The following is a 12,185-nucleotide window of genomic DNA, read 5'->3' on the forward strand; positions in this document are numbered from 1 at the left end:
CGGCCGACCACATATTTGTAGAAACTTCAAAAACACCCACACAATTGCAAAGCCAAGGCTTTTAACCAGCTAATCCAAGCTATTCGAAGGTACCAACCCTTCACGGCCGACCACATATTTGTAGAAAATGATTATACTTTCAAAGAAAAGCCAAGGCTTTTAACCAGCTAATCCAAGCTATTCGAAGGTTCGAATCCTCCACGGCCGACCACATATTTGTAGAAACTTCAAAAACACCCACACAATTGCAAAGCCAAGGCTTTTAACCAGCTAATCCAAGCTATTCGAAGGTACCAACCCTTCACGGCCGACCACATATTTGTAGAAACTTCAAAAATACCCACACAATTGCAAAGCCATGAGATTCCGTATTAAGCGACCTACGTAATGACGAGCACCGAAGCGTCTTCCTGAACTCGATTCAGGATCTAGTCTTTTGTCGTTTGTTTTTTCGTCTTCCTGAACTTGATTCAGGACCTAGGTTTTTGCCCTTAACGCTTTACCCTTAACCTTTTACAACAAAGCCATGAGATTCCGTATTAAGCGACCTACGGAATGACGGGGCGGGGCGACCTACGGAATGACGGGGCGGGGCGACCAACGGAATGACGGGGCGGGGTGACCAACGGAATGACGAGCACCGGAGCGTCTTCCTGAACTTGATTCAGGATCTAGTCTTTTGTCGTTTGTTTTTTCGTCTTCCTGAACTCGATTCAGGATCTGATCTTTTGTCGTTTTTTTATCTCGTCTTCCTGAACTCGATTCAGGATCTGATCTTTTGTCGTTTGTTTTTTCTCGTCTTCCTGAACTCGATTCAGGATCTGGTCTTTTGTCGTTTGTTTTTGTCTCGTCTTCCTGAACTCGATTCAGGATCTAGTCTTTTGTCGTTTGTTTTTTCTCGTCTTCCTGAACTTGATTCAGGATCTAGGTTTTTCTCTTCCTAGTACCTAGCCCTTCACAACAAAGAAACGAGATTCCGTATTAAGCGACCTACGGAATGACGGGGCGGGGCGACCAACGGAATGACGAGGCTAGGGGGGTAATGGTGAATTTTAAATGCTTAATGTTTAATTCGTTAGTGCTCACCGCGTCTTCCAGAACTCGATTCAGGATCTAGGTTTTGTCGGTTTTCTCGTCTTCCTGAACTTGATTCAGGATCTAGGTTTTGTCGGTTTTTTCGTCTTCCTGAACTCGATTCAGGATCTAGTATTTCAGCTTATTTTCATTGCTTGTTTTTACAATATATTTACTTCAGTACACTTGATTTAAAAAAACAAAGAGTCAACGGCAAAATTGATAATAAAAGGTGGTTTTCTATTTGTTAAATTAGCACAGTTGTGGCATTATTCACCCCGTTTTTATTTGATAGTCTTTTATCTGTCATATTTCATAAAAACTACTTTGCACTAAACGCTTAACAAATGATGTTTTCAACCTTACCGTAGCAATTGATTGCGATAATTTATCAGGACGTACGTAAAACAATATGCCGCTCGTTTTCTCCCACTTTTATAAAACATGCCTAGTGATAGTATTAGCTATTTACTCACTTGCTAGTTATGCAACACCGTGGGTTGAAGCAGATGACGCTTATTTAAGATCAAACTTACTCCTGCTGGTTGATGCAGGTATCATTCAAGCGCCAGTACAAACGTATCCATTACCTTGGCATGTGATTGCTCATGAGCTAAAAAACGTAAAACTGAATAACTACCCCAACCATGTGAAAACCGCTTACCGCCATGTAAAATATACCCTAGAAGGCGCACAAATAGGTCGTGGTAATAAACAAGTTAAACTGTCGGCGGCGAATAAACCATCGCCAAGCAGTTTTGGCCAGTACAATACTAACAAATGGCAAACAAGTGCTGCTTACAGTGCTACTTTTAAACATATAGCTGCACGGCTTAACGTTAATTACGGCCAAAGACACGGCCAGTTATATACTCAGCCTTTTTATCAAGCAATAACGCAACTGCCGCAGCACCACTATTTGCAAAGTATTAGCCAAACAAATGGCGAACCACAAACACTTAGTGCGTCATCGGCGCAGTTCACCGGGCAAAACGATGAAGCTGACCTTAATTTAGACGGCTCTTATTTAGCTTACACCACCGGCAGTATCGACTTTACACTAGGCAGTATTTACAAGTGGTGGGGCGCTAGTTGGCAGTCTAATTTAGCGCAACCCTATTTATCGCGCCCAGCGCCGTCGTTTTATCTTAGTTACAACGGCTATAATAATGGTAAACTTAACGGCTTGCACCTAGAGGCTGGCGTAAGTGATGTGAGTAAAAGCTCGCCATACCAAAAGAAATGGGCAGGGCGAATAAACCTAACGCTCGCACAACCTGTTAGCATAGCGGCCAGTTATATTCATTATCAAGGCAAAACAGACCAGCTTGAACAACAGTGGCTTTGGTATGATGTGTTAGCTCAAAACAATAGCAACAATAACCAGTTTATAATAGAAGGCAGAGTATCCTTACCCAGTTATAATAACTGGTATAGTGGCCTTTATACGCAACACTTATTAAGCGATAACAGTGGCCAAAAAGGCACAAACATCACCGGCTTTGAAACACAAAGCCAATTATATAAAGCCCAAGTGCGCTTGGTAGTAGAATACCGCCATAATACGCTGGCTGATAACATCAAGCTCAATAATTATTTAACCGCGTTAAGCAATGTTTCCAACAATACTACAAGCAGTGTTGCTGAAAATCGTTTAAAATACCGAGAAATTTATCAGCTAAGCAGTTTGTCAAAGCAACTTTCCATTGGTGCTTATGTACAACTTCAAAGTAATCAAAGGTTTAACATTTTTTACCATAAGGAAGCTTATCAGCAATCGCACCATCGCGTTAGCAGTGAATACCAAGCGCCCTTACTTAATGGCCAAATTAGTATACAAGTGTCAATGAGCAACGCCAATTGGCAAACAGACAATATTCAACTAGCGACTAGCTGGAATTATCGTTTTTAACTGACTATGAACAAGTGGAATTACATGGACATCTCTAAAAAAATAAAATTAGTCGCTTTGCTAATATCAAGCGTAGCATTGTCAACTTATGCGCAAGCAGCTTCGCCAACCGCAGCGCAAATAGCGCAATTTCAGTCGTTGCCTAAGTCACAGCAAGAAGCGTTAGCTGCACAATACGGTATTGACACTAGCACACTGCAAAGCCAAGGTACCAGCAAGGAAGAAGCCACCGTAGCGCCTACTATAGGCAAGCGCCAAGTAACCACTAAAACAACACAAGAACTAACCTTATTTGGTTATGATCTGTTTGCCGGCGAGCCAACCAGCATGGCCCCCTTAGGTGATATCCCAGCCCCCGCCGATTACATGATGGGCCCAGGCGATGAACTTTACATTCAAATATTTGGTAAAGAAAACAGTAATTACAGCTTTAAAATTAAACGAGACGGTAGTATCGACATTCCACGTTTAGGGCCATACATGGTCGCAGGCGATACTTTCGACCAAGTAAAACACGGCTTAACGGCTTTTATCAAAAGTAAAATAATTGGCGTAGAAGTTACAGTAAGTTTAGCCAAACTGCGCACAATGCAAGTATTTGTTTTGGGTGAAGCTTACAAACCTGGCACCTACGTACTCAGCTCGCTTGCTACCGTAACCCAAGCCTTAAGAGCGGCTGGTGGTATTGACACTTTAGGTTCATTGCGCCGCATTCAAGTAAAGCGTGATAATTCCTTAGTGCGTGAAATTGACTTATACGACCTATTACTTAAAGGCAACACCCAAGACGATATTCGCCTGCGTGATGGCGATACACTCTTTATTCCACCACGTGGCGCAACCATAGTGGTAGACGGTGAAGTACGCCGCCGTGCAATATACGAGCTAAAAGGCCCTACCTCAATGTTGCAAGTAATTGCCACTGCAGGCGGCTTTACCGAGCGCGCGTTTAGCCAACAAATTAACCTTGCCCGCGCTAGTGAGTTTGGCACCGACATATTTAACATTAATATGAACCAAGCAACTGGCCGTAACTTTACCGTAATGGCGGGCGACAGCATTAAAGTAAGCAAAGTACCAAGCAACTTTAACAATGCCGTTGCCTTATTAGGTGCAGTAAAACGCCCCGGTGCTTATAACTGGCAGCAAGGCTTGCGCTTAACTGACATTATTGGGGAAAACAAACAAAACTTAACCCCAGAAACAGACTACAACTACGGCTTAGTTGTACGTGAAATTAATAGCCAAGGGTATATTGAAGTACACCAATTTAACCTCGCCAACGCCCTAGCGGCACCTAAAAGCGCGGATGATTTATTACTGCAAAAGCGTGACCAAATCATAGTATTAAACAAAGACCTAGGCCGTAACCTTGAACGTTCAACACAAGCAATAGGTAACACCGAAAGCCGTTTAGAGGCTATGCGCCGTCACACCGTTAACTCACGTGAAAACTTAACCACTGAAAACGATAACACTCAAGCCAATGAAGCAAACCAACGTTTAGCCAAAGTAGCCCAAACTGAACTCGGCAGTATTAGCAGTGAAGACCTCGTAAGCAACGAGCAAGCGGGCCAGCTAAAAATAGATGATCTTGACAATAAAACCCGTTTAGAGCGCGGCGCACAAGAAATCCGTACCACATTACTAGAGCCTATTATTGCCCAACTTAAAGCCCAAGCAAGTGTTACTAACCCAGTGCAAATTGTAGAAATTCGTGGCGCGGTTAAATTCCCAGGGGTTTACCCGTTAGCAATAAACCAAAACTTAACCGATTTAATTTCTGCTGCGGGCGGTATGAAAGAGTCTGCCCATTTAGCACGCGCAGAAATGAGCCGTATTGTTGAGCAAAACGGGCAAAGTAACATTGTGCACCGTGATATTAACCTAAGCAAAATACTAGGCGAGCCAGCACAAGGGCAAACAGCACAGGCACAACAAATTACCCTGATCAGTAAAGATCGCATTAACGTGTTTTCTAAACCCGAATGGCGTGAAGACTTAAGCATTGAACTAGGCGGTGAAGTATTATTTCCCGGCCGTTATACCTTTAAACGCGGAGAAACCCTACTCGACATTATTACACGTGCAGGTGGCTTAACTGAATATGCTTACCCACAAGGCAGTATTTTTTCACGTGAAAGCCTACGTGAACAAGAAGCACAAAAACTACGTTTTTTACATGAACAACTGCGCCAAGAAGTGTCAACATTAGCCTTTAGGCGTCAATCAGCAAATAACCCATTACAACAAGCATCACCCGCTTCTGGGGCGATGGACGTTGTAGACAAGCTAGGCGTAACAAAACCCGTTGGCCGTATGGTAATAAACCTAAACCAAGTATTAGAAGGCAATAAAAGCCAAAACATTGTGCTAGAAAATGGCGACAAGCTTTACATACCGCCACTGCGTAATATAGTCACTGTAATGGGGCATATTCAAATGCCAACCTCGTTAATTTACGACAACAATATGACAGTGCAAGACTACATTAACGCCACCGGCGGCGCTAAAAAACAAGCCGACACCGACCGTATTTACGTCATTAGAGCCAATGGCTCAGTCATGCTACCAGACAACAGCTACTGGTTTAACCGCGGCACTGAACAATTGATGCCAGGCGACACTATTGTAGTGCCTATGGACACCGACTACGTAGACGGCATGAGCGTATTAACGTCAGCAACGCAAGTGTTATATCAAATTGGCGTCGCTTGGGCTGCAATTAAATAGTGACATAAAACAACTAAATAAATAACGGGTAGGGCAAAGGTAACTTTGCAAATAACATGACAACAGAGCAAAAAAATACACAGCCAATTTACTTATCGCCAGACATGTTCCAGCAGCAAGCGGGCAATAGCGATGACGAAATAGACCTGCGCGAATTATTTAGCGCTATTTGGCAAGGTAAATGGGTCATTTTATTATTTACCTTAGTCTTTAGTGTTGCCGCGGTTTTTTACGCGCTAAGCCAACCTAACTATTATAAAGCGCAAGTGTTACTGTCACCCACCTCAGGTGAAGGTGGCGGTGTGGGTTTAGGGCAATTAGGTGGCTTAGCTGCCTTAGCCGGAGTGAATATTGGCGGTAAAAGTGGCGATAAAACCCAGTTAGCGATGGCAGTATTAAAATCACGCGATTTTCAAACCACCTTTGCTAATAAATACCAGCTTAAACCGCTAATTTTTGCCGGCGAAGGCTTTAATAAAAACACCGGCGAATTAAGCTTAAATAGCGATATTTACAATGCTGACAGCCAAACTTGGACCCGTGAAGTTAAAGACGGACAATTACCCGAGCCCAGTGATTGGGAGCTTTATAAAGAATTTTCCAGTATCATTTCAGTAGCGCAAGACAAAGAAACCGCCTTAGTCACGGTAACGGTCGAGTTTTTATCGCCGATACTGGCGCAAAAATGGCTAACGCTGTTAATCAGTGATTTAAACCAGGTAATGAAAGAAAAAGAATTACAAGAAACAACGCGTAATATTACCTACTTAAGACAACAGTTAACCACAACATCAATTGCCGATATGCAAAGTGTGTTTTATCAGTTAATTGAAGACCAAATTAAAAATAAAATGTTAGCCGAAGTACAAGACGAATTTGCCTTTAAAGTAGTAGACCCAGCAGTAATACCCGAAGAAAAAAGCAAACCCAAACGGGCATTAATTTGTATTTTAGGTTTTATGCTCGGTGGCATGCTAGGCGTAGCCTTTGTACTCGTAAGAAAAGCATTTACTTAATGTAGGTCGGTATTTATGCCGACAAAGGTTTTAAGGTAATTCAACGATTAATAAAAATTCGTGTTTTACCTTATATAGAACGCAACGAGCTAAGTCATCCTGAATGGGTGGTTTCGCCACCGTGAACTGCTGTTTTTGTCTTCCTGAACTCGATTCAGGATCTGGATTTTGGTAATGGTTAATGTTGAATTTTTAATGGTTAATGTTTAATTAGTAGTTTTACGCGTCTTCCTGAACTCGATTCAGGATCTGCTCGTAACGGTGCGAATTTATTCGCACAATTACTACAATAGAGAAAAAATCAATTAATAAATATAAGTTGAGAAATAAAGTGAAAGTATTATCAGTATTTGGCACACGCCCAGAAGCTATAAAAATGGCTCCCCTTGTGCACGCATTAGCAAATGATAATCGTTTTGAAGCAAAGGTATGTGTAACAGCGCAGCATCGTGAAATGTTAGACCAAGTGTTAGATTTATTCAAAATCACCCCAGAATACGATTTGAATATAATGAAAGCAGGACAAACACTTCCTGAAATAACCAGCCGCATAATTCTTGAGCTCACCCCCATATTAAAAGAATTCAAACCAGACGTAGTACTTGTTCATGGTGATACAGCAACAACTTTTGCAGCAAGCCTAGCAGCTTATTATGAGCAAATTGCAGTAGGTCATGTTGAAGCAGGCCTAAGAACGGGAAATATTTATTCGCCTTGGCCAGAAGAAGGTAATAGAAAACTTACTGGCTCATTGTCAACATTCCATTTTGCACCAACAGAAAACTCTAAAGCTAATTTACTCAAAGAAAATTATGCACCAGAGCATATATCAGTTACCGGTAATACAGTTATCGACGCCTTACTTTTGGTTAAACAACAAATTGAAAACGATCAAGAGCTAAGTGATTCATTGGCAGCCAAATTCCCAATGCTTGACGAAAGTAAAAAGCTTATTTTAGTCACTGGCCACCGTCGTGAAAGTTTCGGTGGTGGTTTTGAGCGAATTTGCGAAGCATTAGCCATAACCGCTAAAGCCCATCCTGATTGTCAAATTTTGTACCCAGTTCACCTAAACCCTAACGTGCAAGAGCCAGTGAACCGTATCTTAAAGGATGTTGATAACGTGCACCTTATAGAGCCACAACAATACTTACCGTTTGTTTACCTAATGAATCGCTCGCATATTATTTTAACTGACTCAGGTGGTATTCAAGAAGAAGCACCAAGCTTAGGTAAGCCTGTATTGGTAATGCGAGATACAACAGAGCGCCCAGAAGCGGTTGAAGCAGGTACAGTTAAGCTAGTTGGTACAGAAGTTAATAAAATAACTAGCTCGCTTAACGAGTTACTTGCTGATGACAATGCTTATAAAAAAATGAGTCGTGCGCACAATCCATACGGTGATGGCCAGGCATGTAAGCGTATTTGTGATGCCTTAGCTCAACAATAATAAGCAAATATAGTAAACAGAGTTAAAAATAAATACAGTGATAAAAGTAGTGCCGTTTAGGGCGCAACTCCCAAAGATCAGCAAGGATTAGAATGTCATTTAACACAATTTCAGTAGTAGGTTTAGGTTATATCGGTTTACCAACCGCCGCAATGTTTGCTTCACGTAAAAAAAAGGTGATTGGCGTTGATGTTAATAAAAGTACAGTAGACACCATTAACCGTGGTGAAATACATATTGTTGAACCCGACTTAGATATGATTGTTCATGCAGCAGTTACCGAAGGTTATTTAAAAGCAACAACAAAACCAGAGCCTGCAGATGCCTTTTTAATTGCTGTACCAACACCGTTTAAGCCTTGCAAAGAAGGTGATATTCCAGAACCTGATCTAGCGTATATTAAGTCTGCAGCTAAAGCCATTGCACCTGTATTAAAAAAAGGTGACTTAGTCATACTTGAGTCTACTTCACCTGTTGGCGCAACAGAACAAATGGCGCAATGGCTTGCTGAAGTAAGAACTGATTTGAGTTTTCCGCAGCAAGCAGGCGAAACAGCCGATATAAATGTTGCACATTGCCCAGAGCGAGTGTTACCCGGCCATGTAGTACGAGAATTGGTTGAAAATGATCGTGTTATAGGCGGAATGTCCAAACAATGTTCGGCACGCGCAGTAGCACTATACAAAGCGTTTGTTCAGGGCGAATGCGTAATAACTAATGCTCGTACTGCAGAAATGGCAAAATTAACTGAAAACTCATGCCGAGATGTACAAATTGCCTTTGCCAATGAACTTTCAATTATATGTGATAAGTTAGATATTGATGTTTGGGAGCTTATTTCACTAGCAAATCGTCATCCACGTATAAATATTTTACAGCCAGGCCCTGGTGTTGGCGGCCATTGTATTGCAGTTGATCCTTGGTTCATTGTCAGTAAAACACCAAAAGAAGCACAAATCATCCACACAGCACGTAAAGTAAATGATGCAAAACCAGATTGGGTTATTAATAAAGTTAAGCTAGCGATTGCTGATTTTTTACAAGCTAACCCAACTAAAACCGCTAAAGATGTTACCATTGCTTGTTATGGACTAGCGTTTAAGCCTGATATAGACGACTTGCGTGAAAGCCCAGCATTAAACATTACTAAACAAATAGCAGTAATGCATTCAGGTAACGTAATAGCCGTAGAGCCAAACATTAATGCGCTACCAAGTCAACTAAAAGCTTTACATTTATCAACGTTCGACAACGCTAAAAAAAATGCACACATTCATCTTTTGTTGGTAGATCATAAAGAATTTAAAAATACTAATTTTAAAACAGAACATTTAATAGATACAAAAGGTATTTGGTAAATGAAAATTTTAGTCACAGGCGGCGCAGGCTTTATTGGCTCTGCGGTTATTCGCCATATTATCGAAAATACTGCTGATACTGTTATTAACCTTGATAAGTTAACGTATGCAGGTAATTTAGAATCACTTAACTCAGTAGCAACGAATGCGCGTTATGTTTTTGAGCAAGTCGATATTTGTGATCGCACAGAACTAGACCGTGTCTTTAAAACACACAAACCCAATGTAGTTATGCATTTAGCAGCAGAAAGCCATGTTGATCGCTCAATTACCGGGCCTGCCGAGTTTATACAAACCAATATTGTCGGTACTTACAACCTATTAGAAGCAGCACGTGAGTATTGGAATACCCTTGAACAAAGCCCTAAACAAGCATTTAAATTTCATCATATATCAACCGATGAAGTATATGGTGATTTACCGCACCCAAGTGATATTAACAATGGTGATATTAATAATGATGAATGTTCAAGTTTGAATGCTGAATTAAAAGATGATGACACCAATCAATTAAACATTAAAAATTCACCATTAAACATTGGCAACCCGTTGCCAATGTTTACCGAAGAAACATCGTATGCGCCAAGTAGCCCATACTCTGCCAGTAAAGCGAGCTCAGATCACTTAGTGCGCGCATGGCTTAGAACTTATGGCTTCCCAACGCTTATTACTAACTGCTCAAATAACTACGGCCCTTATCACTTCCCGGAAAAGTTAATCCCTTTAGTTATTTTAAATGCACTTGAAGGCAAAGACTTACCTATTTACGGTAAAGGTGATCAAATTCGCGATTGGTTATACGTAGAAGACCACGCCCGTGCTTTATACAAAGTAGCCACTGAAGGTAAAATTGGCGAAACCTATAATATTGGTGGTCATAACGAAAAAACCAACCTAGAAGTAGTGCAAACCATCTGTGAAATTTTAGATGAATTAACATCATGTGAAGCGCTAGGTGTAAAGTGTAAAGAGGGTAGGCACTTAACTACTTACTCTTCACTCATCACACATGTAGCTGATCGCCCAGGCCATGATCGCCGTTATGCCATCGACTCAGCTAAAATGCAAAAAGAACTAGGTTGGACACCAGAAGAAACCTTTGAAACCGGTTTACGTAAAACCGTACAATGGTATTTAAACAACCAAGAATGGTGTAAAAACGTACAAGACGGATCGTATCAACGAGAAAGATTAGGCGCGTTATAATTTTAAATTTTGAATCTTTAATTTTTAATTAACAGCATAAAACGGGTAGTTAATAATATACAAGGAGCGTATATGTCAAAGCAAAATGCAATACTAGATAAAAGTTTCCAATTCTCTATTCGTATTGTGAAGCTGTATAAGTATTTAGTTAAAGAACATAAAGAATTTGTATTATCAAAACAGTTACTTCGTTCAGGTACTTCAATTGGCGCAAATGTTAATGAAGCACAAGCAGGGCAGAGTAAAGCTGACTTTATCGCAAAAATGAGTATTGCGAGTAAAGAGGCACGCGAAACACAATATTGGATTAAATTACTCATTAAAACAGATTATTTAGACGCTACAGAGCGGTATGTAGAAACTTTGTTAGACGAAAGCAACGAGCTAGCAAAGTTACTCACCAGCATTGTAAAAACCTCACAGTTAGGGGAGAATGTTTAAGTTTAAGTTATTAATTTTTAATTAAAATATAAACAAAACAAAAAGTATGGATATGGCCAACTCAACAACCAATAGCAGTAATTCAACACTAAACATTAACAATTCACCATTAAACAATACCAAGGGTATTGTGTTGGCTGGCGGCTCAGGCACGCGCCTTTACCCCATAACCATGGGTGTTTCAAAGCAGTTATTACCTATTTATGATAAGCCGATGATTTATTATCCGTTGTCAGTGTTAATGCTAGCGGGTATTCGTGAAATATTAATTATTACTACACCTGAAGATAGTGATTCATTTAAACGTTTATTAGGGGACGGTTCACAGTTTGGTATTGAATTGAGTTACACAGTACAACCTAGCCCTGATGGTTTAGCGCAAGCCTTTATTTTAGGCGAAGACTTTATTGGTAATGACAATGTATGTTTAGTGCTGGGCGATAATATATTTTATGGCCAAGGTTTTACCCCTAAGCTAAAACATGCAGTTGAAAACGCGAAAAACGGCAACGGTGCTACGGTCTTTGGCTATCAAGTAAAAGATCCTGAACGTTTTGGCGTGGTTGAATTTGACCAAAACCAAAAAGCTATTTCGATAGAAGAAAAGCCAACAAAACCTAAGTCACATTATGCAGTAACAGGGCTATATTTTTACGATAACTCAGTCGTTGAATTAGCGAAACAAGTAGAGCCTTCTCACCGTGGTGAATTAGAAATTACTTGCCTTAATGAAATGTATTTAAAGCAAAATAAGCTTAATGTTGAAATGCTTGGCCGTGGTTTTGCCTGGCTAGATACCGGCACACACGAGAGTTTGCTTGAAGCAGCGCAGTTTGTTGAAACCATTGAAAAGCGCCAAGGTTACAAAATCGCGTGTTTAGAAGAAATTGGTTTTAATAATGGTTGGTTAACAAAACAGCAAGTAGAAACATTAGCTCAACCATTTATTAAAAATAGCTACGGGCAGTATTTATTAGAAATAATTAAGGATTAAC

At 40.5% G+C, this 12,185-nt stretch carries 8 protein-coding genes; all 8 read left to right on the plus strand.

Annotated elements, in window-relative coordinates:
- The first annotated feature begins 1,525 nt into the window (after positions 1-1,525).
- Positions 1,526-2,986, plus strand: coding sequence for a capsule assembly Wzi family protein (locus AC0UA9_RS09235; protein ID WP_475659449.1), 1,461 nt, complete (start codon positions 1,526-1,528; stop codon positions 2,984-2,986).
- A 24-nt stretch (positions 2,987-3,010) separates the two neighbouring features.
- The gene (locus AC0UA9_RS09240) at positions 3,011-5,719 is read left to right on the plus strand and encodes an SLBB domain-containing protein (RefSeq protein ID WP_475659451.1); all 2,709 of its coding nucleotides are present in this window, start codon (positions 3,011-3,013) and stop codon (positions 5,717-5,719) included.
- Between the two features lie 56 nt (positions 5,720-5,775).
- Positions 5,776-6,735 carry a Wzz/FepE/Etk N-terminal domain-containing protein gene (locus tag AC0UA9_RS09245; RefSeq protein ID WP_475659452.1) on the plus strand — a complete coding sequence of 320 codons (960 nt, stop codon included), beginning with the start codon at positions 5,776-5,778 and terminating at the stop codon, positions 6,733-6,735.
- A 331-nt stretch (positions 6,736-7,066) separates the two neighbouring features.
- A complete protein-coding gene (gene wecB / locus AC0UA9_RS09250) occupies positions 7,067-8,185 on the plus strand; it encodes a non-hydrolyzing UDP-N-acetylglucosamine 2-epimerase (RefSeq protein ID WP_475659454.1) in 1,119 nt (372 codons plus the stop codon).
- Positions 8,186-8,277: 92 nt separating this feature from the next.
- Complete coding sequence (gene wecC / locus AC0UA9_RS09255; RefSeq protein ID WP_475659457.1) at positions 8,278-9,543, plus strand: UDP-N-acetyl-D-mannosamine dehydrogenase; 1,266 nt, start codon at positions 8,278-8,280, stop codon at positions 9,541-9,543.
- The gene (locus AC0UA9_RS09260; RefSeq protein WP_475659458.1) at positions 9,544-10,749 is read left to right on the plus strand and encodes a dTDP-glucose 4,6-dehydratase; all 1,206 of its coding nucleotides are present in this window, start codon (positions 9,544-9,546) and stop codon (positions 10,747-10,749) included.
- Between the two features lie 72 nt (positions 10,750-10,821).
- Positions 10,822-11,190, plus strand: coding sequence for a four helix bundle protein (locus AC0UA9_RS09265; protein ID WP_475659459.1), 369 nt, complete (start codon positions 10,822-10,824; stop codon positions 11,188-11,190).
- Between the two features lie 52 nt (positions 11,191-11,242).
- Entirely contained in the window at positions 11,243-12,184 is a 942-nt protein-coding gene (rfbA, locus tag AC0UA9_RS09270) for a glucose-1-phosphate thymidylyltransferase RfbA (RefSeq protein WP_475659461.1), read from the plus strand.
- Position 12,185: the final 1 nt, after the last annotated feature.

The sequence above is a fragment of the Colwellia sp. F1 genome, from assembly GCF_056238625.1.

Excerpts from the sequence above, each read along its gene's own strand:
- AC0UA9_RS09240 (WP_475659451.1), top strand. The coding sequence starts at position 3,011 with ATGGACATCTCTAAAAAAATAAAATTAGTCGCTTTGCTAATATCAAGC.
- AC0UA9_RS09245 (WP_475659452.1), top strand. The coding sequence starts at position 5,776 with ATGACAACAGAGCAAAAAAATACACAGCCAATTTACTTATCGCCAGAC.
- wecC (WP_475659457.1), top strand. The coding sequence starts at position 8,278 with ATGTCATTTAACACAATTTCAGTAGTAGGTTTAGGTTATATCGGTTTA.
- AC0UA9_RS09260 (WP_475659458.1), top strand. The coding sequence starts at position 9,544 with ATGAAAATTTTAGTCACAGGCGGCGCAGGCTTTATTGGCTCTGCGGTT.
- AC0UA9_RS09265 (WP_475659459.1), top strand. The coding sequence starts at position 10,822 with ATGTCAAAGCAAAATGCAATACTAGATAAAAGTTTCCAATTCTCTATT.
- rfbA (WP_475659461.1), top strand. The coding sequence starts at position 11,243 with ATGGCCAACTCAACAACCAATAGCAGTAATTCAACACTAAACATTAAC.